This window comes from Azospirillum sp. BE72, from assembly GCF_031455875.1.
Lineage (GTDB): Bacteria > Pseudomonadota > Alphaproteobacteria > Azospirillales > Azospirillaceae > Azospirillum.
In genome coordinates, this window is sequence record NZ_JAVDTO010000003.1 from 117,812 (window position 1) to 144,172 (window position 26,361).

Consider the following 26,361-nt stretch of genomic DNA (forward strand, 5'->3'; position numbering starts at 1 on the left):
TGGAGAGGCCTGCTTTAGCCGGCTTCGGCGGCGGAGGAGGCGCTCCACAGGTTGATGCCGGCGTCGGCGACGGCGTGGGTGTCGATCTCCGCCAGTTCCTCCGGCGTGAAGGACAAGTTGTTCAGCGCGTCCAGCGAGTTGTCGAGCTGCTCGACGTTGCGCGCCCCGATCAGGGCGGAGGTCACGCGCGGGTCGCGCAGCACCCAGGCGACGGCCATCTGCGCCAGCGTCTGGCCCCGCCGCTGGGCGATGGCGTCGAGCGCGCGGATGCGCTCCAGGTTCTCCGCCGACAGGAAATGCGCCCGCAGGGTGCCGCCCTTGGCGGCGCGTGCGTCTGTCGGCTGGCCGCCCAGATACTTGTTGGTCAGCATGCCCTGGGCCATCGGCGAGAAGGCGATGCAGCCCATGCCGAGATCGTCCAGCGTGTCGAGCAGCCCACCTTCAACCCAGCGGTTCAGCATGGAATAGGAGGGCTGGTGGATCAGGCAGGGGGTGCCCAGCTCCTTCAGGATCCCGGCCGCCCGCCGCGTCATCTCCGGCGAGTAGGAGGAGATGCCGACATAGAGCGCCTTGCCCTGGCGGACGATGTGGTCCAGCGCGCCCATCGTCTCCTCCAGCGGGGTGCGCGGATCGACGCGGTGCGAATAGAAGATGTCGACGTAATCGAGGCCCATCCGCTTCAGGCTCTGGTCCAGGCTGGAGACCAGATACTTGCGGGAGCCCCAGTTGCCGTAGGGGCCGGGCCACATCTCGTAACCGGCCTTGGTCGAGATCACCATCTGGTCGCGGTAGGGACGGAAATCGGTGGCGAGGATGCGGCCGAAATTCTCCTCCGCCGAGCCCGGCGGCGGGCCGTAGTTGTTGGCGAGGTCGAAATGGGTGACGCCGCGGTCGAAGGCCCGGCGCAGCACGGCGCGTCCGGTGGCGAACACGTCGGTGCCGCCGAAATTCTGCCACAGCCCCAGCGAAATGGCCGGCAGGTCGAGCCCGCTGCGGCCGGTGCGGCGATAGCTCATGCCCTCGTAGCGCTGGTCGGCGGCAAGGTAGGGCGGCTGCATGGCGTTCTCCCGATCTGAGTCCAAGTGATATATCAGCATAGGGCGCCGGTGGGACGCCGCGCAATGGCGCGGCGGGTCATATGCGTTTATCGCGGTTGCTTCCCTTTCCCGCCGCGGGAGAGGGCGGTTACGTCCCTGACGCAGTTGCGCAGCCAGCGGTGGGCCGGGTCGGCGTCCAGCCGCGGGTGCCAAATCAGCGAGACGGTGACCTCCGGGGCGGGGAAGGGCAGGGCGAAGCTGTCGAGGCCGCTGCGCAGGCCGGCGCTGTGCCGTTCGGGCACGCTGACGATCAGGTCGGTGCCGCGCACCAGCGCCAGCGCCGCGGCGAAGCCACCGACAATCGCGACCACGCGGCGCCGCAGGCCCAGCCGGTCCAGCGCCTCGTCCACCAGCCCGCGGTCGTCGCCGCGCCGCGACACCAGCACATGCCGTCCGGCGGCATAGCGGGCGGCGGTGACCCCGCCCGTGGTCAGCGGGTGGCCGGGGCGCACGACGCCGATGAAGCGGTCGTGGAACAGCGCCTGGGCGCGCAGCTCCGGTCCGCTGTCCTTGACGACGACCCCGGTTTCCAGATCGACCGAGCCGTCGCGCAAGGGGCCGCTGTCCTTGTCCGGCTTCGACAGGAAGCGGATGCGGACGCCGGGAGCCTCGCGCACGACTCGGGTGAGCAGGGCGGCGCCGTAGCTTTCCACGAAGCCGTCGCTGGTCCGCAGGGTGAAGGTCCGGGTGAGTTGGCTAAGGTCGAGATTCTCGGCCGGGCGCAGCGCCGCCTCCGCCTCCTGCACCAACTGGCGCACGCGGTCGCGCAGGTCGAGCGCGCGCGGCGTGGGGACGAGGCCGCGCCCGGCGCGGACCAGCAGCGGGTCTCCGGTCGCCGCGCGCAGCCGCGCCAGCGCCCGGCTCATCGCCGACGGGCTGAGCCGCAGCCGCCGCGCGGCACCGGCGACGCTGCCCTCCGCCAGCAGGGCGTCCAGGGTGATGAGCATGTTCAGGTCGGGTGCGGTCATGCCCCGGACTGTACCACGACCCGTCGCGATCGCCGCTGCCGGGACATGGCGTCCTGTGCACGAATACAATGCGGATGCTGCGCGTTCCGCCATGTCACCCCGCGCCCTAGCCTTGGCGTCTGTCCTGGATGAAGGAGGGTGTCATGAGACAAGCGCTTGCGCAGGGGGAGGAGGTCGCCGCAACAGGCGGGACGATGCGTTGGGGGCTGGCCGGTCTGGCGCTGGCGACGCTGCTGTCCTCGCTCGGCACCAGTATCGCCAATGTCGGTCTGCCGGCGCTGGCGTTGGCGTTCGAAGTGCCGTTCCGCGAGGTGCAGTGGGTGGTGCTGGCTTATCTGCTGTCGATCACCACGCTGATCGTCGGGGTGGGACGGCTGGGGGATCTGGTCGGCCGGCGGCGCCTGCTGCTGGCGGGCATCGCCCTGTTCACGGCGTCGTCGTCCGTGGCGGGTGCGGCGTCCGGCCTGTGGATGCTGGTCGCCGCAAGGGCGGTGCAGGGGCTGGGGGCGGCGGTGATGATGGCACTCGCCACCGCCTTCGTCGGCGACACGGTGCCCAAGGCGCGCATCGGCCGGGCCATGGGGCTGATGGGAACCATGTCGGCGCTCGGCACCGCACTCGGCCCGTCGCTGGGCGGTGTGCTGATCGCGGCGTTCGGCTGGCCGGCGATCTTCCTCGCCACCGTGCCGCCGGGGGTGGCGGCCTTCCTGCTGGTGCGGCGCCACCTGCCGGCCGACCGGGTGGAGACGGGAGGCGGGCAGGGGAGGTTCGACATCGCCGGCACGCTGATCCTCGCGCTGACGCTCGCGGCCTATGCGCTGGCGATGACCGGCGGGCGCGGCTGGCTCGATTCCGTGCTGCTGCTGGCGGCGGCCGGTGGGGTGGCGCTGTTCCTGGCGGTGGAAAGGGCGGTGGAGGCACGGACGGCATCGCCGCTGCTGCGGATCGGCATGCTGCGCGACCGGGCGCTGTGCGGCCGTCTGCTGATCAGCATGCTGGTGGCGACCGTGCTGATGGCGACGCTGGTGGTGGGGCCGTTCCACCTCGCCCGTGCCCTGGGGTTGGGAGCGGCGGCGGTGGGGATCGTCATGTCGGCGGGACCGCTGGTGGCGGCGCTGACCGGTGTGCCCGCCGGGCGGCTGGTCGACCGGTTCGGCGTGGAGAGGATGACGATCCTGGGACTGAGTGCGGTGGCGGCTGGCTGCATCCTGCTGGCGCTGCTGCCGGCGACGCTCGGCGTGGCCGGGTATGGTGTACCGATTGCCGTAGTCACCGCCGGCTATGCGCTGTTCCAGACCGCCAACAACACGGCGGTGATGGCGGATGTGGAGAAGGACCGGCGCGGCGTGGTGTCGGGGCTGCTCAATCTCTCGCGCAATCTGGGGCTCGTCACCGGCGCCTCGGCGATGGGGGCGGTGTTCACGCTGGGGGTGGGGGCGGAGGTGGCGGTCGCGGCGCCGTACGCCGTCGCGGCGGGAACCCGGACGACCTTCGCCGTCGCGGGCGGGCTGATCGCCGTGGCGTTCGTCATTGCCATCGGGGTGGCGCGGCGGCGGTAAGCGCCGGTTCGGGAGCCTGATGACCGTGACAATGCCACCATGACAATCCCGCTGGTTGCCCGTGGCTTGTCATGCAGACCATCCGCGGGTGCGAACCAATCCCGGCCGGACCGATGAAATCCTTCGTATCTCAAGGGTTTCTTCGGTCAGGTGGGAGGCCGATTCCCTCCTGTGGCCGAAAAGATACATCCGATATCGGAAATGTAATGGTGACAATGTTCCGTTTGACCCCGCCGATTACGTCTCCATAATCCCGATTGTCTCGATTGTTCGAGCAATGTGCGCCTGATTATGGAGGATCCGATGCGCCACACCGACGTGACCCGCAGTTCCGGCACTTTCACGGCAGCCCCGGGCGCCGTCCCGGCCGCCGACCGCGTCACCCGTGTCGCCTCGCGCCCCCTCTGGCGGCTGCTCGATGTGTTGTTTTCCGCGCTGGAACGGCGCAAACAACGCCATGCGTTGATGAGCCTCGACGACCATCTGCTGAAGGACATCGGCGTCAGCCGGGCCGAGGTGGAACAGGAAGTGTCGAAGCCGTTCTGGCGGGGATGAGACGATGGCCAATGAATCCATTCACGGCGACGCCATTCGGATCGACTACGCGGTCGAACCGGATCTGACTGCGGACGATTTCATCGACGTTCTGGAACGCTCCGGGCTGGCCGAGCGCCGGCCCGTGGGCGACCGCCCGCGGGTGGAGGCGATGCTGCGCAACGCCGGCCTGATCGTCACCGCAAGGGACCAGGGCCGGCTGGTTGGCGTTGCCCGGTCGATCACCGACTTCGTCTATTGCTGCTACCTGTCCGACCTCGCCGTCGACCGCGCCCTGCAGGGGCGCGGCATCGGCAAGGAGCTGATGCGCCGCACCCGCGACGCGATGGGGGAGGGCACCATGTGCCTGCTGCTGTCGGCGCCCAAGGCCATCAGCTTCTACGAGCAGGCCGGGCTGAAGCGGCACGAGCAGGCCTTCCTGTTCACCGACCTGGAATAAGGCCTGGACTAAGACCTTGGAATAGGACAAGGGGGGAGCATCGCCGCCATGCCCGACATCATGAGCAACCGCGTGGCCGACACCACGGGCCTCGCCATCTCCTACGCCGACGTGGCGAGCGCGGCGGAGCGGATCGCCGGCGTCGCCCACCGTACTCCGGTGCTGACCAGCCGCACCGCCGACACGCTGACCGGCGGCGAGCTGCTGTTCAAGTGCGAGAATTTCCAGCGCACCGGCGCTTTCAAAATCCGCGGCGCCTACAATGCCATCGCCCGCTTCACGGCCGTCCAGCGCGCGGTCGGCGTCGTCGCCTATTCGTCCGGCAACCACGCCCAGGCCATCGCGCTTGCGGCGTCGATGCTGCGGGTGAAGGCCACCATCGTCATGCCCCAGGACGCCCCGGCGGCCAAGCTGGCGGCGACGCGCGGCTATGGCGCCGACGTGGTGCTGTACGACCGCTATGCCGAGCCGCCCGACGCCGCCGTCGCCCGCGTGCTGGAGGAGCGGGGCGGCACCTACATCCCGCCCTTCGACCACCCGCATGTGATGGCCGGCCAGGGCACCGTCGCCAAGGAACTGATCGAGGAGGTTCTGGCGGGGGGCGGGGCACCGCTGGACCTGCTGGTGGTGCCGACCAGCGGCGGCGGGCTGCTGGCTGGCTGCGCGGTGGCGGCGAAGACGCTGAGCCCCGGCTGCCGCGTCATCGGCATCGAGCCGGAGGCCGGCAACGACGCCCAGCAGAGCCTGCGCAGCGGCGGCATCGTCCGCATCGAACCGCCGAAGACCATCGCCGACGGCGCCCAGAGCCGTGCGGTCGGCCAGCTGACCTTCCCCGTGATGCAGCGGCTGGTCGACGACATCGACACGGTCACCGACGACCAGCTGGTCGACGCCATGCGTTTCTTCGCCAGCCGGATGAAGATGCTGGTGGAGCCGACCGGTTGCCTCGCCGCCGCCGCTGTGCTGTCCGGCAAGCTGGATGTGCGCGGCAAGCGCGTCGGGATCGTCATCACCGGCGGCAACGTCGACCTCTCCCGCTTCGCATCGCTGGTGCAGGCTGGCTGACCTCCCTCTCCCGCGCCGGGAGATGGAATTGGCACCTCATCGACTTATTCCCCCAAGACGTAAGGGATTCATCCCATGACCGGGAAAGCCACGCGCCTGCCCATCTATCAGGTCGATGCCTTCACCGACCGCGTCTTCGCCGGCAACCCGGCGGCGGTCGTGCCGCTGGAATCCTGGCTGCCCGATTCGCAGCTCCAGGCCATCGCGGCGGAGAACAATCTGGCGGAGACCGCCTTCTTCATCCGTGCTGGAGATGGCTACGAGCTGCGCTGGTTCACCCCGGCGGTGGAGGTCGATCTGTGCGGCCACGCGACGCTGGCGACCGCCTTCGTCATCTCCACGATTCTGGAGCCCGGCCGCGCCCATATGGACTTCGCCACCCGGCAGGCCGGCACGCTGACCGTCACCCGCGACGGCGACCGCTACACGCTGGACTTCCCCAACCGGCCCGCCAGCCCGGCGGAGCGCCCCGACCCCAACCTGCTGGCGGCGCTGGGAGGCCCGGCGCCGGTCGCGATCCTGAGCGGGCGCGATTATCTGGTGGTCTACGAATCGGCCAACGCGGTGCGGGCGCTGGCGCCGGACATGGCGCTGCTGTCGAAGCTGGATATGTGGGCCGTCTGCGTCACCGCACCGGGCGAGGACGGGGTCGATTTCGTCTCGCGCCTGTTCGCCCCGGCCCAGGGCATCCCGGAAGACCCGGTCACCGGCTCCACCCACTGCATGCTGACCCCCTATTGGGCGGAGCGGCTGGGCAAGACGGTGCTGAAGGCGCGTCAGGTCTCGGCCCGCGGCGGCGACCTGCTGTGCGAACTGGCCGGCGACCGGGTGAAGATCGGCGGGCGGGCGGTGCTGTATCTGGAAGGCTCGATCCTGGTGTGAGGCGGGGGAGAAGCAGCCATGTCCGACAATTCCGTGCTTCTCTTCTCCTACGGCACCTTGCAGCAGGAGAACGTGCAGATGGCGTCCTTCGGCCGGCTGTTGGCCGGGCGGGCGGACGCCATGCCGGGATACCGCTGCGACATGCTGGAGATCACCGATCCGGAAGTGATCCGCACCAGCGGCAAACGTTTTCACCCCGTGGTCAGCGAAAGCGGCGACCCGACGGACGAGGTGGCCGGCACCCTGTTCGAGATCACCGCGGCGGAGTTGGCCGCCGCCGATTCCTATGAGGTCGCGGAATACAGGCGCGTCATGGTCCGCCTGAAGTCGGGGGCGGAGGCCTGGGTGTATGTGAAGGCGTAAGGGCGCCGTCCGTCACCGCTTGGCCGCCGCTATCGCATCACCTTTTCGAAGCGGAACCCGAACTCCTCGATGACGGCGACCGCGAAGGACGCCTCCATATCCGCCTTGAAGGCCGGCAGATCGCCGGGATCGACGGTCGCGAGGGTAACCTCGCCGTCCTGCTTGGTCCTGGTCATAACGCGCTGTCGGCGGCCGGGTTTGCCCCTTACGCCTCCGTCTCCATCTTCTGCTCGACCGCGGCGGCCTTGATCGCCTTCTGCAGCTTTTCGAAGGCGCGGACCTCGATCTGGCGGACGCGCTCGCGGCTGATGCCGTATTTCTGCGACAGGTCTTCCAGCGTCGTCGGCGCCTCGCGCAGGCGGCGTTCGGTCAGGATGTCGCGTTCGCGGTCGTTCAGCGCGGTCATGGCGTTCGCCAGCAGCTTGCGGCGCTTGCCCAACTCCTCGCGGTCGGCCAGCGTGATTTCCTGGCTGGCGGTCTCGTCGACCAGGAAATCCTGCCATTCGCCCTCGCTTTCCGCCCGCAAGGGCGCATTCAGCGAATGGTCGGGGCTGGCGAGGCGCCGGTTCATGTTGACGACGTCCTGTTCCGGCACGTCCAGCTTGGTGGCGATGGCGTGGACCTGCTCCGGCGACAGGTCGCCCTCCTCGATCGCCTGCATCTGGCCCTTCAGCCGGCGCAGGTTGAAGAACAGCTTCTTCTGGGCGGCGGTGGTGCCCATCTTCACCAGCGACCAGCTGTGCAGGATGTATTCCTGGATCGCCGCGCGAATCCACCACATGGCGTAGGTCGCCAGCCGGAATCCGCGGTCGGGATCGAAGCGCTTCACCGCCTGCATCATGCCGACATTGCCTTCGGAGATCAGTTCCGACAGAGGCAGGCCGTAGCCGCGGTATCCCATGGCGATCTTGGCGACCAACCGCAGATGGCTGGTGACGAGCTGGTGGGCGGCGCCGGAATCCTCATGCTGCTGCCACCGCTTGGCCAGCATGTATTCCCGCTCCGGTTCCAGCATCGGGAACTTGCGGATCTCCTGGAGATAGCGGGACAGATTGCTTTCGGACCCGATCGCCGGAAGGTTGGACGCCGTCGCCATGGTTCTAAAACTCCCTTTATGACGGCCGGTGCGCGCCGACATGAATTCATGCGCACACTGCCGTTCTTCAGCGCGGGTTCCATAGGCCCCTCTCAATGAGCGGGCGGCGGAACCTCGCCATTGACCGGGAGTCTAACCAAGAAAGATTTCCCGGTGTATCGTTTTAAACCGTCTCCAAGGTGACAATTAGTTCATGAATATCCGCCGGGATTGGGGAGCGGAAGGTCACGATCTCGCCACTGACCGGATGACGGAAGGTCAGCGCCGCGGCATGCAGCGCCTGTCGCGAAAACCCAACAAGTCCGCTCCGCACCGGTTCCGGCAGCAGCGAGGCGAATTTGCCTCCCGGCCGTCCCGACCGCCCGCGGCCATAGAGCGGGTCGCCGACCAGCGGATGGCCGATGTGGGTCAGGTGGACGCGGATCTGGTGGGTGCGCCCGGTCTCCAGCACGCATTCCACCAGCGAGGCCGCCATGCCGAAGCTCTTCAGCACGCGGTACTTGGTGGCGGCGTGTTTTCCGCCGCCGGTCACCACCGCCATCTTCTTGCGGTCGGCGCTGCTGCGGCCGATGTTGCCCTCGATCCGGCCCTGCGTCGGGTTGGGCACGCCCCAGACCAGCGCCATATAGGTGCGGCTCAGCGTGCGGTCGGAGAATTGCTCCGACAGGCCATGGTGGGCGCGGTCGTTCTTGGCGACCACCATCAGGCCGCTGGTGTCCTTGTCCAGCCGATGGACGATGCCCGGCCGCTTCACCCCGCCGATGCCGGACAGGCTGTCGCCGCAATGGGCCAGCAGGGCGTTGACCAGCGTGCCGTCCGGGTTGCCGGCGGCGGGATGCACGACGAGGCCGGCCGGCTTGTCGATCACCAGCACGTCGGCATCCTCGTACACCACGTCGATCGGGATGTCCTGCGGCACCGGTTCGGCGGTTTCCGCCCCCGGCACCTGCACCTCGAAGGTCTGGCCGGGTTTGACCCTCAGGGACGGGTCCGTTATCGTCCGGCCGTCGCCGCGCACGCAGCCCTGTTCCAGCAGGGCCTGGACGCGCGACCGCGACAGGTCCGGCAGACCGGCGGCCAGCGCCTTGTCCAGCCGTTGGCCGGCCGCCTCGTCGGGAATCGTATAGGCCAGCGGCCCGGCGGTTCCGGCGGGCGAACCGCCGTCCTCCGGATCGAAGAAGTCGTCCGACATGTCGTCAGGCATTTCGGCGGGTGTTTTGGCGGCCATCGGGCGTGCGTGTCGCGTCCTGTTTCAATCGTCCGGGAGTGGACCCCAAACCGTGCAGATCCTCAAGGCACTCATCGTCATCATGGGCGTTCTGATCGTCGCCGGCTTCACCTTTTTGGGGGTGGAGCTCTACAAGCGGATGTCGGACCCCAACCGCGCCTCGCTGACCGCCATCGCCCCCGCTCCGGCAGAGGCCGCCGTCGACGTGACGCTGGACGTCCCGGCCGGCTCCCGCATCGGCGAGCTCGTGGTGGTCGGCAACCGCGTCCTGTTCAAGGTGAGCCTGCCGCAGGGGCCGGACCGCCTTTACCTGATGGACCCGCGCAGCGGCGCCGTCACCGCCACCATCACCGCCGGCCCCGTTTCCAGCAGGGCGGCTCCTTGAAGAACGGGGTTCCCGATCATGCATGACTTCCGCAGCGACAACGTCGCCGGTGCCGCTCCGCAGGTGATGACGGCGCTGGCAGCAGCATCGTCCGGCACCGCTTCCCCCTACGGCAACGACGCCTGGACCGCGCGGGTGACGGAGCGGCTGTGCGCGATCTTCGAGACCGAGGTCGCAGTCTTCCCGGTCGCCACCGGCACCGCAGCCAACTCGCTGGCGCTGTCGGCGCTGGTGCCGCCCTTTGGCGCCGTGCTGTGCCATGACGAGGCCCACATCACCATCGACGAGTGCGGCGCGCCGGAGTTCTTCACCGGCGGCGCCAAGCTGGTCCCCCTGGCCGGCGCGCACGGCAAGTTGACGCCCGACGCGGTGTCGCGCCACATCGCCAAGGCCGGCGTCGGCGTGGTCCACCGCGTCCAGCCCGCCGCGCTCAGCCTGACCCAGGCGACGGAGGCCGGCACCGTCTATACCCCGGCGGAGGTCGAGGCGCTGGTCGAGACCGCCCATTCCAACGGCATGGCCGTGCATATGGACGGCGCCCGCTTCGCCAACGCCATCGCCCGTCTGGGCTGCGCCCCGGCCGACGTGACATGGCGCGCCGGGGTCGACGTGCTGACGTTGGGCGGCACCAAGGGCGGCTGCCTCGCCGCCGAGGCGGTAGTGTTCTTCAACCCGGCGATGGCCGAGGATTTCGGCTTCGGCCGCAAGCGCGGCGGCCATCTGGTGTCGAAGATGCGCTTCCTGTCGGCGCAGCTCGACGCCTGGCTGGCCGACGGCCTGTGGCTGACCCTCGCCGCCCACGCCAACGCCATGGCCGACCGCTTGGCCGCCGGCCTGACCGCGCTTCCCGGCGTCGAGCTGGCCCATCCGGTGGAGGCCAACGAGCTGTTCGTCCGCCTGCCGGCGCCTTATGCCGAGGCGCTGGAGGGGGCCGGCTACGGCTTCTACCGCTGGGACGACGGCACCGCGCGGTTCGTGACGGCGTTCGACACGCCGGCGGCGGCGGTGGACGGTTTGCTGGGTATTTTGCGCAGCCTGCAAGAAAAGGCTTGATCGGCGGGGCGGGCTTGGTTAGAAACCCGCCCACGCCGATGACGTCCCCTTCGTCTAGAGGCCTAGGACACCGCCCTCTCACGGCGGTAACAGGGGTTCGACTCCCCTAGGGGACGCCAACCTTCCAAGGTTGGGTCGAGCGGCCGGTGGCAGCCTCCACCGCCGCTTCATACATCGGGACCAGACGTCCCCTTCGTCTAGAGGCCTAGGACACCGCCCTCTCACGGCGGTAACAGGGGTTCGACTCCCCTAGGGGACGCCATCCACGCGCTGGATGCGTTATTGAGCGCGGGCTTGAAGGTACAACGTCCCCGTCGTCTAGAGGCCTAGGACACCGCCCTTTCACGGCGGCGACACGGGTTCGACTCCCGTCGGGGACGCCACTTCGGCCTGTTTTACTTCGGAATGCCATAGCCTCGCGGATTTGCGGGGCTTTTTTATTTTCATTCCAACAATCCCCACTTTCAAACCCACACCCGGTAAAGCCAAAACGCCTCGTCCTCCGCGAACCGCCGGGCGAAGTCGGTCGGTGAAAAGCCGGTGATGCGCTTGGTGGCGCGGCACATGTGGGCTTGGTCGGCGAAGCCCTCCTCCTGGGCCAGATCGGCCCAATCCAGCGGATGGCCCGCCTCGTGGCGGTCGCGGGCGGTGAAGAAGACGCCTTCGGTTCGGACCAGGGTCTGCCAGTGCCGCAGGGACCGGCCGCTGTGCGCCATGATGCGGCGTTCGACCTGACGGGAGCCGTGGGTGCGTCGCCACTGGTGGGCCTGCCACGCAAGCCGCTCCACCCAATGACGGCCGAAGCGGCGCAGCGCGGGAACCGGCGACCGCCCATCCTGAAGCGTCCGCCAGCGCTCGGCCAGATGACTCTCCAGCGCCGAAAGCGTGGCTGCGTCGCTGTCGGCGTCGAGCAGCGCGTCCAGCAGCGGGTGCCAGCCGGCGGCCAGCACCCCGCGTGCGTCGACGAAGCGGTCGTGGACCATGGCCGGATCGATGCCGAACAGGGCGCGCGCCACGTCGGCCGGGAAGCACAGCATCCCGGCGCGGCCGGTCGTCGGCGACCAGCTGACGAACGGGTGCGACTGGCTGCCGGACAGCACCGTTGCCGTTCCGAACGGACGCCAGCGTGGGCCGCCGGCCGCGCGCTCGACGATGCCCGATTCCATGCCCTGGAACCAGGACAGGCAGAGCAGCGGCGATGCGGGGAAATGCGACAGCCGCTGCCAGTCGTCCAAGCCGATCCCGCGGGTGTCGCGGCAGATGATCGCCGTCGCCGCCCCCTGCAGCGTCAGCGGCGCAAGATACAGCTGCGCGCGGTCCAAACCTGCGCAGACGCGGGGAGCGCGCGCCAGCGGATCGGGGCAGGGGACGGCCGGCGGCGCTGGTGGGGGTGACAGCGAAAGCATGGCGGGATCATAGCCGCAGGGATCCTGCGGCGTCGATGTCGGTTGCGTTCAATACGGGCGGCTCGCTTGCGTGGACACTGGCGGCCATGACCACATCATCGTCCTCGACCTGCCCGTTCCACGGGGATGCGCCGTCCCCCGTGCCGGCATCGCAACTGCCCGAAACCCCGTCTCCCGGACACTGGCCGCCGGGGCCGCCGTCCCGCCCGACCGGCTGGAGCCATCTGGCGCGCATGCGCCGCGACCTGCCCGCCGCGCTCGACGGGTGGCATCGCGCGTATGGCGATCTGGTGCACCTGCGCATCTGGCCGGAGCATCAGGTCATCGTCGGCCATCCGGACCTCGCCCGCGAGCTTCTAGTCGCGCATCATGACGCGCTGATCCGCTGGGAGCGCGGCATCGGCGTGTTCAGGCGCCTGCAGGGCCGCAGCCTGTTCGTCGCGGAAGGGGAGGAGTGGCGCGCCCGGCGTCAGGCCCTGCAGCCGGCTTTCCAGCACAGGGCGGTGCAGGGCTTCGTTCCCGCCATCGTCGAGGCGACCGGCCGGCTGCTCTCCCACTGGCCTTCCGGCGACAGGGAGGAGGGCGAAATTCGCGAGATCGGAAGCGACTTCACCGCCCTTGCCATGGACGTGATCGCCCGGATGCTGTTCTCGCACCCGATCGGCGGGGAGGCCCGCATGGCGGAGGAGGCGGTGCACACCGTCCTTCGCGCCGCCAATGCCGAACTGTACTGGCCGGCGAGTTGGCCGGACTGGGTGCCCTGGAAGCGGGCCAAGCGGCGTGGCTTGGCCGCGCTTCGCAGCCTGATCGACCGCCATGTGCGGGCGCGGCTGGCCCTTTCGCCCGAAAGCTGGCCCGACGATCTGCTGACCCGTCTGCTGCATGCGCATCGGGGGGACGGGACGGAGTGGCGTCTGGACGGCGTGCGGGACGAGTGCATGACGATCTTCCTGGCCGGTCACGAAACCACGGCGGCCACGCTGATCTGGTGGGCGTGGTGCATGGCCGCGAACCCGTCGGCGCAGACCGCGGCGCGGGACGAGGTGTGCCGCGTGCTGATGGGGCGGGAGCCGACGGCCGAAAGGCTGGCGGAGCTGCCGTACCTGACGCAGACGATCCAGGAGACCATGCGCCTCTATCCGGCGGCACCGGTGCTCAGTACCCGCCGCTCCACCCGGCCGATCACGCTGGGCGGCTGGCAATTCCCGGCCCGCACCCTGTTCCTGCTGCCGGTGCAGGCAATTCAGCACGATCCGCGCTGGTTCCCCGATCCGCTCGCCTTCCGGCCGGAGCGCTTCGCACCCGGTGCGCCGCCGGGTTCACCGTCCATCCCGCGCGGGGCCTATCTGCCGTTCGGGGCCGGTCCGCGCGTCTGCCTGGGCCAGCATCTGGCGATGACCGAGATGACGGTGATGGCAGCGATGATGCTGCAACGCTTCGCCTTCTCGGTCCCCTCAGGCACGACGACGCCGCAGCCGGTCATGCGGGTGTCGCTGCGGCCGGACGAGCCGCTGCGCCTGCGGGTGTCGGCGGTGACCGGCGGGTGAGCGATCAGGGCAGGGGATCGGTCTGGTACAGCGTGACCCGGATGCCGCCGTTCGACACCGACACCCCGCCCTCCTTGAAGGGCAGTTCCGTCGCCTTCGCTAGGGCCGCTTCGTTGGTGACGATGCCCACCCGCCAGCCGGCGAAGCGCGTTTTCAGCGTCTGCCCCATGGCGTGGTAGAGCGGGATCAGGGACTTGCCCTCGCCGATGCGGGCGCCGTAGGGCGGGTTGACGATGACGAGGCCGGGGGGACCCTCCGGCGGGGTTAGGTCGCTGATGGCGTGGTGGGCGAAGTCGGTCCAGGCGGAGACGCCGGCGCGTTCGGCGTTGGCGCGGCTCATGGCAATGGCGCCGGCATCGCGGTCGCTGCCGTAAAAGCGGACGGCGGGCGCGGTGGCCGTGCCGTCGCCGCGCAGGCTCCGCCAGACGGCGGGGTCGAAATTGGCAAGCTGTTCGAAGGCGAAGGAACGGGAACGGCCGGGCTTCAGGCCGGCGGCGATCTCGGCGGCCTCGATGACGAAGGTGCCGGAGCCGCACATGGGATCCACCACGGGGACCGGCTCGCGCCCGTCATAGCCGCACTGGCGCAGGAACAGGGCCGCCAGCGTTTCGCGCATCGGCGCCTTGTTGACCGCTTCCTTGTGGCCGCGCTTGTGCAGCGACTCGCCGGAGCTGTCGACGCTGATGGTGCAGAGGTCGTCGTCGATGCGCGCCTTGATCTGGACGGCGATCTGGACGGCGCGGGTGTCCTCCTCCGGCGCGTCCTTGGCGGCGGACTTGGCGGCGTTCTTGCCGGTGGGCTTGGGAGCGGCCTTGACGATGGGGGCGCCGAGTTCCTCGGCGATGGCGCGTTCGATGCGCTGGGCGGCGGCGCCGGCATGGTAGATGCGCGAGCCCTTGCAGGAGGCCTCGACCCGCACCGGCACGTCGGCGCGCAGGATTTGCGCCCAGGGAACGCGGCGCGCCCGCTTGTCCAGCTGCGCCAGATGGAAGGCGCGGAAGGAGGCGATGCGCGCCAGCACGCGGGTGGCGCCGCGCAGTTCCAGGTTCGCCCGCCAGACCTCCGGCCAGCCGCCGGTGACCGTCACGCCGCCCTTCACCGCGGTGGGGTTCGCGAAGCCGCGGTCGACGGCCTCCGCGCACAGCACGGATTCCAGGCCGGGGGCGGCCACCAGGAAAATCTCGAAATCTTGGCCGGCGTGATCTTGGCCGGTGTGGTCTGGCTCGGTGTTCATCCCGCCTACATAGCCCGAAGGCCGGCCGTCTACGACAGGATTCTCGCGAAACGGCGGGTGGGCGGGAGGTGGTCCCGATCGCCGCGCGGCGCCGCCGCTCATGCCAGTCGGCGGAGGGGCAGTCGGCGGACGTCCGCGGCAGGTTCGGGAACGTCAGCTACGCGTTACCGGTAAAAGGTTACCGGTAGGAGCTGTGCGAGGCGATGGCGTTGCCGCGGACGGCGTCGGTACGGACGGTGGAGTCGCCCGAGGCGGACAGGCCGACGACAGTGTCCTGAGCCGTGCTGCCGAGGCCGAGCTTGGCGCGGGCGAAGTTCAGGTAGGCGCTGGCACCCTTGGTGTCGCCCTGGGCGGCGAGCGAGCGGGCGACCGACAGGGCGGTGCGGGCGGCGTCGCGCTCGGTGCGCTCGGCGGTCAGGGCATCGGCCTGGACGACGGCGGCGGAGGTGGAGGCCAGCAGGCTGTCGAAGCCGGCATCCTGGGCGGCATTGGCGCTGCCGGCGGCAAAGGTCAGGGCCGACAGCGACAGGGCGGCGGCAACGGCGGCGGTGGCGAACTTCTGCGTGAACATGATGATGTCCTTATTCGAAGACTGCCCTGCCGGGGGATGCGCCCGGCGACGGGGGATTCGTCGCCGGGCGCGGGGCGGGGCTGGAGGTTGACGTCCGGTCGGCGCCGGGGAGCGTCGGCCGTGAACACAGAGTTAACCGTCTGCCGCCGCCGGATAAATCCAGCAGTTCCGACAACACTATTCGCCTGGAAACAACAATCGTCCCCTCGCCGCCCAGCCCTGGATTGACGGGGTGGAGGGCCGCCCCCTATGATCGGATTGCAACACGAACAATCAGGCCGCCTTTCGATTTCGAACATATGCCAAGGCGGCCTGCCATCAGGGAGCATGCGTTCATGACCGCGACCGAATTTGCCGACTGGCCCGCCGACCTGCTGGCGCAGGAGTTCCGCGGCAAGCGGGTTCTGGTGACCGGCAGCAGCCGCGGCATCGGCGCCGCGGTGGCGGCGGCGTTCGCCCAACTCGGCGCCCGTGTCGCCATCCACGGCCGCGACGCGGCGGCGCTGGAGGCTGCGGCGGCGGGGATGGGGACGGGAGTGGTCCCGCTGGCCGGCGACTTCGCCGACAAGGCGGAGGTCCGCCGGGTGGTGGAAGGCGCGGTGGACCGGCTCGGCGGGCTGGATGTGCTGGTCAACAATGCTGGCACCATGCTGGGCCGGGTGGCGCTGGGCGACATCGACGACGAGTTCCTGCAGCGGCAGTTCGACCTGAACGCGGCCTCCGCCGTCATCGCCAGCCGGACGGCGCTGCCGGCGCTGATCGCGTCGAAGGGGGCCATCGTCAACACCGGCTCCATCTCCGGCCGGACCGGGGGCAGCGCGGGGTCGTCGCTCTACAGCGCCGCCAAGGCCTTCCAGGCCAGCCTCGCCCGCTCGCTGGCGACGGAACTGGCGCCGCACGGCATCCGTGTCAACGCCGTGTCCCCCGGCACCATCGACACCGATTTCCACCAGCGCTACTCGACCCCGGACAAATTGACGCAGACCGCGGCGCGCATCCCGCTGAAGCGGCTGGGCACGGCGCAGGATTGCGTCGGCGCCTACCTGTTCCTCGCCTCCGGCCGGCTTGCCGGCTACATCACCGGGCAGGTTATCGAGGTGAATGGAGGACAGTTCTATAACTAATGGCTGAAGCTTCGCAGTTTCGGAGCGGTGAAGCTGGCAAATTGCAAAGCATTATCAGGAGCTTTGGCAAATTGCGACAGGCCGTCGAGGCGCGCGCAGTCAACCAATGGCGTTTTCGTAGGGTAGAAAAGCGTCTTGGGCGTTAATGGTCCTTTGGCATTGATCTTGTAACGTGACTGCCCAATCAGCGGCCTAACCAAAGACCGCTCCATCGCCAGTGGAAGCCGGGGTCACCATCATGAACGCCACCAGCCAGAACCAGCCTGCCAAAGCCGGACCCTTCGCCAACCTGCATACGGCGACCAAGATCTACACCGGGTTCGGCGTCACGCTGGCGCTTCTGGTCGGGCTGGGGGCGGTATCCTGGACCGGCTTGCGGTCGAGCGACGACGCGCTCCGCCAATATGCGGGGCAGTCGCACGTCGCCATGACGGTGGCGGAGGCGGACACCAACATGGCCGACGCCCTGGGCTCGGCGGAGGAGTTCGTATCCAGCGGCTCCCCCGCGGTGGCCGACCGGTTCCGCAGCGACGTGGAGAAGTTCAGCCAGAAGCTGGACGCCGCCACCGCGCGGATGACCCGTTCGTCCGACCTTCAGGCGGCGCAGGAGATCGCCACGCTACGCCAGACGCTGACCGGCGGTTTCGACCGTCTCGTCGCCGCGCGGACGGAACGCGACCAGATCGTCGCGTCGGTGGTGAACACGCTGGGCGCCGACATCCGCCGCACGCTGAGCGACACCGTGAAGGCGGAGAAGGACGGCGGCAACCTGGACCGCACCGTGCGCGCGGCCGAGGTCAGCGAACAGTTCCTGCTGGTCCGCGTGCTGGTCGCCCGCTTCGTGGCGGAAACCAAGGCCGAGGATCTGGAGCGCATCCGCAAGGATCTGGCCGACCTGACCGCGAAGGCCGAGGCGTTGCGCGGCGGGATGGAGGAGGGGCCGGTCAAGGCCAAGCTGGCCGCAGCCGTCGCCAAGCTGCCCGCCTACCGCACGGGAATCGATCGCATCGCGGTGCTGAGCGGCGAGCTGAAGTCGCTGAACGAAGAGACGTTGGGCAAGGCCGGCAAGCAGATCGGCGAGAAGATCGGCGTTATCCGCACCCAGTCCGCAGACATCCTGGCGCAGCTGGAGCGCACCGCCGCCAAGGAGGTCGCGGCAGCCGAATCGCGGGGCACGGCGGTGACCGTGGTCGCCGTGCTGGCCGGCCTGCTGCTGGCCTGGGCGATCTCGCGCGCCATCACCCGGCCGCTCGGCGCCATCACCGGGGCGATGGGGCGTCTGGCCCAGGGCGACCTCGGCGTGGCCGTCACCGACGACGAGCGCCGGGACGAGATCGGCGCGCTGGCCCGCTCGCTCCAGGTCTTCAAGACGAACGCGCTGGAGATGGAGCGCATGCGCAAGGCGCAGGAGGAGAGCGAGCGCAAGGCCGCCGAGCACCGCCGCCAGACCATGATGCAGATGGCCGACACCTTCGAAAGCACGGTGAAGGGCATCGTCGACACCGTCGCCAACGCCGCCACCGGGATGCGCGACGCCGCCACCGCTCTGACCGCCACCGCGCAGGAGGCGAGCGAGCGCTCGCTGCTGGTCGCCAGCGCGTCGGAACAGGCATCGGCCAACGTGCAGACCGTCGCCACCGCGACGGAGGAGCTGTCGGCCTCCATCGCCGAGATCGGCCAGCAGGTGGAGAACTCTACCCGCATCGCCACCCAGGCGGTGGCCGACGCCGACGGCGCCGACCGCACCATGCGCGAACTGGTGACCGCCGCCGAGCAGATCGGCGCGGTGGTGGAGCTGATCAGCGGCATCGCAGCGCAAACCAACCTGCTGGCGCTGAACGCCACCATCGAGGCGGCGCGGGCAGGGGAGGCCGGCAAGGGCTTCGCCGTCGTGGCGAGCGAGGTGAAGGCGCTGGCCACCCAGACCGCCAAGGCGACGGACGAGATCCAGGCCAAGGTGCAGGAAATCCAGCAGACGACCGGCGGCGCCCAGAAGGCGATTGGCGGCATCGGCCGGACCATCGGCCGCATGAGCGAGATCACCACCGCCATCGCCGCCGCCATCGAGGAACAGGCGGCCGCCACGCGGGAAATCGCCAGCAGCGTCACCCAGGCCGCCCAGGGCACCGAGGAGGTGTCGAGCAACATCGCCGGCGTCAGCACCGCCGTTCACGAGACCGGCGACGCCGCCGGCCGCGTCCGCGGCACCTCGCAGGAACTGGCCGCCGAGGCGGAACGGCTGCGCCGGGAGGTCGGGACCTTCATCGCGACGGTGCGCGCGGCGTAAGGCGCCTGCGGGGGGCGGGAGCTCCCTGGGCAAGCTCCGCTCAGGTGCTCTCCCGCGCGATGAAGGTCAGCCCCAGATCGACGCGCCGCCGCGGCGGCTCCTTGCCGTCCATCAGGTCGAGCAGCATGGCGGCGGCATGGCGGCCGATGGCGTAGCGGGGCGTGGCGATGGTGGTCAGGGTCGGGGTGGTCCAGGCCGACGCCGGCAGGTCGTTGAAGCCGGCGATGGCGAGCTGGTCCGGCACCCGGATGCCACGGCGCTGGCATTGGAACAGGGCGCCCTGCGCCAGATCGTCGTTGCAGAAGAAGACGGCGTCGCAGTCGGTGTTCTCGGCCATCAGCCGGTCGATCATCGCCGCGCCCAGATGGATGGAGGACGGGTCGGGCAGGCGCCACACCCGCTTCTCGTCGTACAGCCCGGCCTCCTCCAGCGCGTGGCGGTAGCCGTCCAGGCGGGAGAGCGTGCGCGGGTCGAGCTGCACGGCGACGAAGCCGATGCGGCGGTAGCCGCGCTCCAGCAGATGGGTGGTCATCAGCCGCCCGCCTTCCTCCTGCGAGCAGCCGACGCTGAGGCTTCCGGGCTCGTCCAGCAGTTCCATCATGTGGACGGTCGGGCTGCTCAGCGCCGACAGGTAGGTTCGGGTGACGTCGGTGTGGTCGGTGCCGGTCAGCAGGATGCCGTCGGGCTGGAACTGCAGGTAGGTGCGGATCAGCCGCTCCTCCTCCTCCGGGGAATAGTGGGTGACGCCGATCAGGGCGCGGTAGCCGCGCGGCAGCAGCATGTCGTGGATGCCGGCCAGCGTTTCCACGAAGACCATGTTGGTCATCGACGGGATCAGCACGGCCACCGTCATCGACCGCGCCGACGCCAGCGCGCTGGCCGCCTGGTTCGGCACGTAGCCCATCGACTGGGCGGTGTCGAGGATGCGCTGGCGAAGCTCCGGCCCGACCAGCTCCGGCCGCTTGAAGGCGCGCGACACGGTGATGGCGCTGACGCCGACCCGCTCCGCCACGTCCGCCATCGTCGCCCGGCCGGTGCGCGAGGAGCGCGGCTTGCGCGTCTTGACCGTCGGGGATGCAGGCCGATCACCGCCACGTGTCGTCACAGGGCTCCATCCTTCCAATCGTCTCTATGAAGAGGCCGGCGCGACGAAGCGCCGCGCTGGATCGCTGATTACCGTTGTGTAGCATGGCGGGCAAGCGGCACCTGCAACCCGCGGCTCCCGCCAACCGGTTCGTACGCAACTCAAACAAAACTCTTTACGCCCGTCAAGGTTAGCGCTAACAGTATCGTCATCTCGTGCCGGCGTCATCCGTCCATTCGGGCCACAGGGCCGCGGATGTACCTTTGGTCCGCACATGATAGCGCTAACACGTTTTTGTAGTGCGTGGCCGCCGTGACCTGCGAGGGCGCGGATGCCGCCTTGCACCGGGAATTGGGAACACGAGCCTCATGAACGGTCCCTCCATCGCGCCGTCTCCCGCCGCCAGCCCGCGCCCGCCGGACAGCCTGTCCGCGGCACCGCCGATCGTCGTGGTGATGGGCGTCGCCGGCTGCGGCAAGTCCAGCGTCGGCCAGAGCCTTGCCGCGGCGCTGGGCCATGCCTTCATCGAAGGCGATGCGCACCATCCGCCCGCCAACATCGCGAAGATGTCGGCCGGCATCCCGCTGACCGACGACGACCGCGACGGCTGGCTGGCCACGCTGGCCGGCTTCATCGCCGATGCGCATCGTGAGGAGCGCGGGCTGGTGGTCGCCTGCTCGGCGCTGAAGCGGCGTTACCGCGACCGGCTGCGCGGCGATTGCGAGCGGGTCGTCTTCCTGCATCTGCACGGCGACAAGGCGCTGATCGCCTCTCGCATGGGGGCGCGAACCGCCCATTTCATGCCCACCGCCCTGGTCGACAGCCAGTTCGCCGACCTTGAGATGCCTGCCGCCGACGAGGCGGTGCTGTCCTATGAGGTGACGCTGCCGGCGGACGCCATCGTCGCCGACGCCTGCGCCCGCCTGACCGGCGGGGAGAATATTGGGAGGACCGCATGAAACGCGTGGCGGATCTGCTGGAGCGGATCACCGAATGGATCATGGCGCTGATGCTGGCGATCATGGTCGGTCTCGTCTTCGGCAACGTCGTCCTGCGCTACATCTTCAACAGCGGCATCGTCGCGGCGGAGGAGATCGCGCGGCTGATGTTCGTCTGGCTGGTGTTCCTGGGCGCCACCGTGGCGCTGCGGCACCAGCGGCACCTGGGCCTGGAGATCGTGCAGAGCCGCCTGCCGGCCAAGGTCCGCCGCGTCTGCGCGGTGATCGCCCACCTGATGATGCTCTATGCCCTGTGGCTGTTCGTGCAGGGCAGCTGGATCCAGCTGCTGATCGGCATGGAGACCTTCTCCACCGTCCTGCGCTTCCCCATGGCCTTCTATGCGGCAGCGGGCTTCTTCCCGGCCATCGCCATGGCGCTGATCGTGCTGGCGAATCTGGTGCGGATCGTCACCAACCAGCCGGGCGCCCGTGTTCCCGGCGATCCCGACACGATGATGGACCATCCGGACTCGCACGGCCCCGCCGTGGCGCCCCCGGCCCCGCACGGCAGCGCCGCCGTCGCCAAGCACTGAGCCCAGAAGACCTCCTGCGGACGGAGTTTCCGCCATGACCCTCACCATTTTCCTGGGCTCGCTGTTCGGCTTGATGCTGCTCGGCATGCCCATCGCCTTCGCGCTGATGCTGACCGGCGTCGCGCTGATGGTCCATCTGGACTTCTTCGACGCCCAGCTGGTCGCCCAGAACATGCTGAGCGGCGCCGACAACTACCCGCTGATGGCGGTGCCCTTCTTCATCCTGGCCGGCGAGCTGATGAACGCGGGCGGCATTTCCCAGCGCATCATCAATCTCGCGGTCAGCCTTGTCGGCCACATCAAGGGCGGGCTGGGCTACGTCACCATCGGCGCCTCGGTGATGCTGGCCAGCCTGTCGGGATCGGCCATCGCCGACACCGCGGCGCTCGCCACGCTGCTGATCCCGATGATGCGCGACCATGGCTACCCGGTGCCGCGTTCGGCCGGCCTCATCGCGTCGGGCGGCATCATCGCCCCGATCATTCCGCCCAGCATGCCCTTCATCATCTTCGGCGTGACCACCAACACCTCGATCAGCGCGCTGTTCATGGCCGGCATCGTGCCCGGCCTGCTGATGGGCATCGGCCTGGTCTGCGCCTGGACCTTCGTCGTCCGCGACATGACGGTGAAGCTGCAGCCGAAGGCGAGCGGGCGGGAGCGGCTGAAGGCGCTGGGCGACGGCATCTGGGCGCTGGCCCTGCCGGTCATCATCATCGGCGGCCTGCGCGGCGGCATCTTCACGCCGACCGAGGCCGCGGTGGTCGCCGCCGTCTATTCGCTGTTCGTCGCGCTGTTCGTCTACCGTCAGGTCACTCTGGCGCAGCTGGTCCCGCTGCTGGTCCAGGCGGCGCGCACCACCAGCACGGTGATGTTCCTGTGCGCCGCGGCGCTGGTGTCGTCCTACATGGTGACGCTGGCCGACCTGCCGCAGCAGATGACGGAGCTGCTGGCCCCGCTGATGGACAATCCGAAGCTGCTGATGCTGGCCATCGCCTGCCTGCTGCTGGCCGTCGGCACGGTGATGGACCTGACGCCGACCATCCTGGTGCTGGGTCCGGTGCTGACCCCGCTGGCGATCAAGGCCGGCATCGACCCCGCCTATTTCGGCGTGATGTTCGTCCTGGTCGGCACGCTGGGCCTGATCCATCCGCCGGTCTGCACGGTGCTGAACGTGGTGTGCGGCGTCGCCCGCATCTCGCTGGAAAGCGCCACCAAGGGCATCTGGCCCTTCCTGCTGACCTACATCGTCCTGCTCGGCCTGTTGATCGCCGTGCCGGAGATCGTCACCGCGCCGCTGCATTTCTTCCACTGACGCCTGAACACCAAACGCCCGAACGCCAAACACAACGAAACGCCCAAGGAAGGAAGACCGACACCATGTTCCGCAAACTGCTTCTCGCCACCGGCATCGCCGCCGCCCTGCTCGCCCCGGTCGCCGCCGTCACCAGCGCTTCCGCCCAGGAGGTGAAGACCCGCATCATCCGCTTCGGCTACGGCCTGTCGGAAAGCAGCAACCAGGGCCGCGCCGTCAAGTATTTCGCCGAGGAACTGTCCAAGCGCAGCGGCGGCAAGTTCAAGATGAAGGGCTTCGGCGACGCCAGCCTGGGCAACGACATCCAGATGCAGAACGCCCTGATCGGCGGCGCGCAGGAGATGATGGTGGGCTCCACCGCCACGCTCGTCGGCATCGTCAAGGATTTCGGCGTCTACGACCTGCCCTTCCTGTTCAACAACGAACGGGAAGCCGACGCCGTCCTGGACGGTCCGTTCGGCGAGAAGCTGCTCAAGTCGCTGAACGACAAGGGGCTGGTCGGGCTGGTCTATTGGGAGAACGGCTTCCGCAACCTGACCAACAGCAAGCGGCCGATCACCAAGCTGGAGGACATGGGCGGCATCAAGCTGCGCGTGATGCAGAACCCGGTCTACATCGACATGTTCAACCGCTTCGGCGCCAACGCGGTGCCGCTGGCCTTCTCCGAACTGTTCACCGCGCTGGAGACCGGCACGGTCGACGGCCAGGAGAACCCGGTCACGACCATCCAGTCGTCCAAGTTCTATGAAGTGCAGAAGTTCCTGACCATTTCCCGCCACGTCTACAGCCCGTGGATCGTGCTGGCCAGCAAGCGCTGGTACGACGGCCTGTCGGCCGACGAGAAGAAGATCCTGAACGAGGCCGCCGTCGCCTCGCGCGAGTTCGAGCGCAAGGACAGCCGCGAGGCCTCGGCCCAGAGCATCGCGTACCTGAAGGAAAAGGGCATGCAGATCAACGAGCTGAGCCCGGCCGAACTGGACCGCATGCGCGAGATGGTCAAGCCCGCCTTCGACAAGTACGCCGCCGACGGCGGAGCGGAGGTCCTGAAGGAGATTCAGGCCGCCATCGTCGCCGCCCGGAAGTAACGCTGCATCGCGCACACGCCCTGTGACGGGGCGAAGGGGATGGGGGCGGATCGGGGAAGCCGGTCCGCCCCCTTCGTCTTTCGGGATGACGGAACCGAGAATTTACCGCACGCAAGTTGTTTGTGTTCGAACAAGCTGTGGTATTGGTCCCAAAGTGTGGTTTGGAGATGCGAGTTCGATTGTCTTTGTTCTAAATTTGCGAACGGTTCTCAATGTATTTGGGGCCAACGAATATCTTAGACCGCAATTTACGCGAATTTAACTGAACCGCGGGACAGTCGGCGTGGGTGTCGTGCCTTCATTCGGATGTGTCGCGGGGAATGTCGATGTTCAAGAAGTTGCCGTTGGTGACAAAGCTGGTATTGGCGATCGGGTTGGTCCTGGCGATCGGGCTGGGGGGCGGGTCGTTCGTGATCTCCGTCAAGAGCGGGGCGGACACCGACGAGCTGTCCTTCCAGGTCGGGGAGGAGTTGGGCAAGTACCATGCGGCGACCGTCGAGCGGCGGCTGAACGACGCCATGGACGTCAGCCGCCTGATGGGCACCACCCTGCTCAGCCTGAAGCGGAGCGGCATCGTCGACCGCGACAAGCTGAACGACTGGCTGAAAAGCCTGCTGGAGGCCAACACCGGGCTGATCGGCATCTGGGTCGGCATGGAGCCCAACGCGCTGGACGGCAAGGACGCCGCCTTCGCCAACAAGCCCGGCAGCGACGCCAGCGGCCGCTTCATCTCCTATTGGAACCGCGGCGGCGGCAAGGTCCAGCTGGAAGCGCTGACCGGCTATGACGATCCCGGACCGGACGGCGTCTACTACCAGCAGGCCAAGCGCACCGGCCGGGAGGTGATCGTCGAGCCCTACAGCTACACGGTCGCCGGCAAGAACGTGCTGATGGTGTCGCTGGTGGTTCCGGTCATGGACGCCGGCAAGTTCATCGGCGTCGCCGGCGTGGACATCGCCACCGACGACATCTGGAACGAGTTGAAGACGGTCAAGCCGTTCGAAACGGGATCGGTCTTCCTGATCTCCAACGGCGGGGCATGGGCGGCCTACAGCAACCCCGACCATCTGGGCAAGCCGATCCTGCAGACCAACGAGCGGCTGAAGGATGCCATGCCCGCCATCCGCGAGGGCAAGCCCTTCTCCCATTTCTCGGTGTCGGCCAGCCTGAAGACCGACGTCAAGCAGCTGTTCCGGCCGGTCGTCATCGGCAGCACCGGCACGCCCTGGTCGATCCTGGTCAACCTGCCGATCAACAAGATCGAGGTGCCGAAGCAGGAACTGCGGGCCTTCATCGCCGTGGGTGCGGTGCTGCTGACCGCCGGGCTCCTGCTGGCGCTGTGGCTGACCAGCCGCATGGTCGTCGGCCAGCCACTGCGCCGGATCATCGCCACCATCCAGGCGCTGACCGCCGGCCGGCGCGACGTGGAGGTCACCGACCGCGACCGCGCGGACGAGATCGGCGCCATCAACCAGGCGCTCCAGCTGTTCAAGGAGAATGCCGGCCGGGTCGCCGAGATGGAGGAACAGCGCCGCCTGGACGAGCAGCGCGCCGCCGAGCAGCGCAAGCAGGAACTGGCCCGGATGGCCGACCGGTTCGAGGGCACGGTCGGCGGCGTGGTCGCCAGCGTGACCGAGCAGGCCGAACTGATCCGCACCGACTCCGAAGGGCTGTCGGCAATCGCCGAGCAGACCAACGCCCAGGCCGCGGCCGTCGCCAGCGCCGCCGACGTCGCCAGCAGCAACGTGCAGACGGTGGCTGCCGCCGCGGAGGAACTGGCCCACTCCATCGAGGAGATCAACCAGCGCATCGCGGCCTCGTCCCGCATGGCCAACGACGCGGTGGGGGAGGTCGAGAAGACCAACGGCACCGTCGCCGGTCTGGCCCAGGCGGCGCAGAAGATCGGCGACGTGGTGAACCTGATCCAGTCCATCGCCGGCCAGACCAACCTGCTGGCGCTGAACGCCACCATCGAGGCGGCGCGTGCCGGGGAGGCCGGCAAGGGCTTCGCCGTCGTGGCGCAGGAGGTGAAGAACCTCGCCAGCCAGACCGCCAAGGCGACGGAGGAGATCGCCGCCCAGATCGCAGAGATCCAGGCGGTCAGCGGCAGCGCCGTCGGCGCCATCCAGGCCATCGGCCACACCATCCTCGGCATCAGCGAGACGGTCACCGCCGTCGCCGCCGCGGCGGAGGAGCAGGGGGCGGCGACCCGCGAGATCAGCCGCAACGTCCAGCAGGCCGCCGCCGGCACCCGCGAGGTGTCGACCAACATCGACGGCGTCACCCGCGCCGCCGGCGAGACCGGCAGCATGGCCGCCCAGGCCCGCGCGGCGGCCGACACGCTGTCGCACCAGTCGGCCCAACTGCGCACCGAAGTGCAGCGCTTCGTGGCGACGATCCGCGAGGGGTGAGGAGGTGTGTGTGGGGGTCGGCTGACGATGCCCCCACCCTAACCCTCCCCCGCTGGGCGGGGGAGGGGATAAGTGCTTG

At 68.8% G+C, this 26,361-nt stretch carries 25 protein-coding genes and 3 tRNA genes; 19 read left to right on the forward strand and 9 right to left on the reverse strand.

The window, feature by feature from the left end:
* Positions 1 to 14: 14 nt before the first annotated feature.
* Together mgrA and J2Y49_RS12050 are read right to left on the reverse strand one after the other, a co-directional pair.
* Positions 15 to 1,058, reverse strand: coding sequence for an L-glyceraldehyde 3-phosphate reductase (mgrA, locus tag J2Y49_RS12045; RefSeq protein WP_310115084.1), 1,044 nt, complete (start codon positions 1,056 to 1,058; stop codon positions 15 to 17).
* An 86-nt stretch (positions 1,059 to 1,144) separates the two neighbouring features.
* Positions 1,145 to 2,065: a LysR family transcriptional regulator gene (locus tag J2Y49_RS12050; protein WP_310115085.1), complete on the reverse strand. Its 921-nt coding sequence runs from the start codon at positions 2,063 to 2,065 to the stop codon at positions 1,145 to 1,147.
* A 143-nt stretch (positions 2,066 to 2,208) separates the two neighbouring features.
* Between J2Y49_RS12050 and J2Y49_RS12055 the strand changes: the two genes are divergently transcribed.
* From J2Y49_RS12055 to J2Y49_RS12080, 6 genes are all read left to right on the forward strand, one after another.
* Positions 2,209 to 3,624 (forward strand): MFS transporter, encoded by a 1,416-nt coding sequence (locus J2Y49_RS12055; RefSeq protein WP_310115086.1) that lies wholly within the window; start codon positions 2,209 to 2,211, stop codon positions 3,622 to 3,624.
* Between the two features lie 303 nt (positions 3,625 to 3,927).
* On the forward strand, positions 3,928 to 4,179 hold the full coding sequence (locus tag J2Y49_RS12060; protein WP_310115087.1) for a DUF1127 domain-containing protein: 252 nt from the start codon (positions 3,928 to 3,930) through the stop codon (positions 4,177 to 4,179).
* A 4-nt stretch (positions 4,180 to 4,183) separates the two neighbouring features.
* A complete protein-coding gene (locus J2Y49_RS12065; RefSeq protein WP_310115088.1) occupies positions 4,184 to 4,618 on the forward strand; it encodes a GNAT family N-acetyltransferase in 435 nt (144 codons plus the stop codon).
* Positions 4,619 to 4,666: 48 nt separating this feature from the next.
* Positions 4,667 to 5,683 carry a threo-3-hydroxy-L-aspartate ammonia-lyase gene (locus J2Y49_RS12070; RefSeq protein ID WP_310115089.1) on the forward strand — a complete coding sequence of 339 codons (1,017 nt, stop codon included), beginning with the start codon at positions 4,667 to 4,669 and terminating at the stop codon, positions 5,681 to 5,683.
* 75 nt (positions 5,684 to 5,758) lie between these two features.
* Entirely contained in the window at positions 5,759 to 6,565 is an 807-nt protein-coding gene (locus tag J2Y49_RS12075; RefSeq protein WP_310115090.1) for a PhzF family phenazine biosynthesis protein, read from the forward strand.
* Positions 6,566 to 6,583: 18 nt separating this feature from the next.
* On the forward strand, positions 6,584 to 6,928 hold the full coding sequence (locus J2Y49_RS12080; protein WP_310115091.1) for a gamma-glutamylcyclotransferase family protein: 345 nt from the start codon (positions 6,584 to 6,586) through the stop codon (positions 6,926 to 6,928).
* Positions 6,929 to 6,957: 29 nt separating this feature from the next.
* Here J2Y49_RS12080 and J2Y49_RS12085 read toward each other — a convergent pair whose 3' ends face one another.
* The 3 genes from J2Y49_RS12085 to J2Y49_RS12095 form a co-directional block, all read right to left on the reverse strand.
* Complete coding sequence (locus tag J2Y49_RS12085; protein ID WP_310115092.1) at positions 6,958 to 7,104, reverse strand: hypothetical protein; 147 nt, start codon at positions 7,102 to 7,104, stop codon at positions 6,958 to 6,960.
* 29 nt (positions 7,105 to 7,133) lie between these two features.
* Positions 7,134 to 8,024, reverse strand: a complete 891-nt coding sequence (rpoH, locus tag J2Y49_RS12090) for an RNA polymerase sigma factor RpoH (protein WP_310115093.1) — start codon at positions 8,022 to 8,024, stop codon at positions 7,134 to 7,136.
* Positions 8,025 to 8,187: 163 nt separating this feature from the next.
* Complete coding sequence (locus J2Y49_RS12095) at positions 8,188 to 9,228, reverse strand: RluA family pseudouridine synthase (RefSeq protein WP_310115094.1); 1,041 nt, start codon at positions 9,226 to 9,228, stop codon at positions 8,188 to 8,190.
* Positions 9,229 to 9,304: 76 nt separating this feature from the next.
* Between J2Y49_RS12095 and J2Y49_RS12100 the strand changes: the two genes are divergently transcribed.
* The 5 genes from J2Y49_RS12100 (at position 9,305) to J2Y49_RS12120 (ending at position 11,073) form a co-directional block, all read left to right on the forward strand.
* Positions 9,305 to 9,637, forward strand: a complete 333-nt coding sequence (locus J2Y49_RS12100) for a hypothetical protein (protein ID WP_310115095.1) — start codon at positions 9,305 to 9,307, stop codon at positions 9,635 to 9,637.
* 18 nt (positions 9,638 to 9,655) lie between these two features.
* The gene (locus tag J2Y49_RS12105) at positions 9,656 to 10,690 is read left to right on the forward strand and encodes a low specificity L-threonine aldolase (protein ID WP_310115096.1); all 1,035 of its coding nucleotides are present in this window, start codon (positions 9,656 to 9,658) and stop codon (positions 10,688 to 10,690) included.
* A gap of 43 nt (positions 10,691 to 10,733) precedes the next feature.
* Positions 10,734 to 10,809: transfer RNA gene (locus tag J2Y49_RS12110), tRNA-Glu, on the forward strand.
* A 67-nt stretch (positions 10,810 to 10,876) separates the two neighbouring features.
* Positions 10,877 to 10,952, forward strand: a tRNA-Glu gene (locus J2Y49_RS12115).
* A 45-nt stretch (positions 10,953 to 10,997) separates the two neighbouring features.
* Positions 10,998 to 11,073 (forward strand) — tRNA-Glu (locus tag J2Y49_RS12120).
* A gap of 81 nt (positions 11,074 to 11,154) precedes the next feature.
* Here the strand turns inward: J2Y49_RS12120 and J2Y49_RS12125 are convergent.
* Positions 11,155 to 12,096, reverse strand: a complete 942-nt coding sequence (locus J2Y49_RS12125) for a hypothetical protein (protein WP_310115097.1) — start codon at positions 12,094 to 12,096, stop codon at positions 11,155 to 11,157.
* 86 nt (positions 12,097 to 12,182) lie between these two features.
* Here J2Y49_RS12125 and J2Y49_RS12130 point away from each other — a divergent pair, with 86 nt between their 5' ends.
* Positions 12,183 to 13,643: a cytochrome P450 gene (locus J2Y49_RS12130; protein WP_310115098.1), complete on the forward strand. Its 1,461-nt coding sequence runs from the start codon at positions 12,183 to 12,185 to the stop codon at positions 13,641 to 13,643.
* A gap of 4 nt (positions 13,644 to 13,647) precedes the next feature.
* Here J2Y49_RS12130 and J2Y49_RS12135 read toward each other — a convergent pair whose 3' ends face one another.
* Both J2Y49_RS12135 and J2Y49_RS12140 read right to left on the reverse strand, forming a co-directional pair.
* Complete coding sequence (locus J2Y49_RS12135; RefSeq protein WP_310115099.1) at positions 13,648 to 14,877, reverse strand: class I SAM-dependent RNA methyltransferase; 1,230 nt, start codon at positions 14,875 to 14,877, stop codon at positions 13,648 to 13,650.
* Between the two features lie 178 nt (positions 14,878 to 15,055).
* The gene (locus J2Y49_RS12140) at positions 15,056 to 15,448 is read right to left on the reverse strand and encodes a hypothetical protein (RefSeq protein WP_310115100.1); all 393 of its coding nucleotides are present in this window, start codon (positions 15,446 to 15,448) and stop codon (positions 15,056 to 15,058) included.
* 335 nt (positions 15,449 to 15,783) lie between these two features.
* Between J2Y49_RS12140 and J2Y49_RS12145 the strand changes: the two genes are divergently transcribed.
* Positions 15,784 to 16,572: an SDR family oxidoreductase gene (locus J2Y49_RS12145; RefSeq protein WP_310115101.1), complete on the forward strand. Its 789-nt coding sequence runs from the start codon at positions 15,784 to 15,786 to the stop codon at positions 16,570 to 16,572.
* A gap of 238 nt (positions 16,573 to 16,810) precedes the next feature.
* Positions 16,811 to 18,859, forward strand: a complete 2,049-nt coding sequence (locus J2Y49_RS12150) for a methyl-accepting chemotaxis protein (RefSeq protein ID WP_310115102.1) — start codon at positions 16,811 to 16,813, stop codon at positions 18,857 to 18,859.
* A gap of 40 nt (positions 18,860 to 18,899) precedes the next feature.
* Here the strand turns inward: J2Y49_RS12150 and J2Y49_RS12155 are convergent, their stop codons facing one another.
* Complete coding sequence (locus J2Y49_RS12155) at positions 18,900 to 19,964, reverse strand: LacI family DNA-binding transcriptional regulator (RefSeq protein ID WP_310115103.1); 1,065 nt, start codon at positions 19,962 to 19,964, stop codon at positions 18,900 to 18,902.
* 347 nt (positions 19,965 to 20,311) lie between these two features.
* Here J2Y49_RS12155 and J2Y49_RS12160 point away from each other — a divergent pair, with 347 nt between their 5' ends.
* The 5 genes from J2Y49_RS12160 to J2Y49_RS12180 all read left to right on the forward strand — a co-directional run bounded on the left by J2Y49_RS12160 (position 20,312) and on the right by J2Y49_RS12180 (position 26,282).
* On the forward strand, positions 20,312 to 20,902 hold the full coding sequence (locus J2Y49_RS12160) for a gluconokinase (RefSeq protein WP_310115104.1): 591 nt from the start codon (positions 20,312 to 20,314) through the stop codon (positions 20,900 to 20,902).
* Positions 20,899 to 21,474: a TRAP transporter small permease gene (locus tag J2Y49_RS12165; protein WP_310115105.1), complete on the forward strand. Its 576-nt coding sequence runs from the start codon at positions 20,899 to 20,901 to the stop codon at positions 21,472 to 21,474. Before J2Y49_RS12160 ends, J2Y49_RS12165 begins: the two co-directional genes overlap by 4 nt.
* A 34-nt stretch (positions 21,475 to 21,508) precedes the next feature.
* Positions 21,509 to 22,786, forward strand: coding sequence for a TRAP transporter large permease subunit (locus J2Y49_RS12170; RefSeq protein ID WP_310115106.1), 1,278 nt, complete (start codon positions 21,509 to 21,511; stop codon positions 22,784 to 22,786).
* 65 nt (positions 22,787 to 22,851) lie between these two features.
* Complete coding sequence (locus tag J2Y49_RS12175; RefSeq protein ID WP_310115107.1) at positions 22,852 to 23,871, forward strand: TRAP transporter substrate-binding protein; 1,020 nt, start codon at positions 22,852 to 22,854, stop codon at positions 23,869 to 23,871.
* A 326-nt stretch (positions 23,872 to 24,197) separates the two neighbouring features.
* Entirely contained in the window at positions 24,198 to 26,282 is a 2,085-nt protein-coding gene (locus J2Y49_RS12180; RefSeq protein ID WP_310115108.1) for a methyl-accepting chemotaxis protein, read from the forward strand.
* The last annotated feature ends 79 nt before the right edge of the window (positions 26,283 to 26,361 follow it).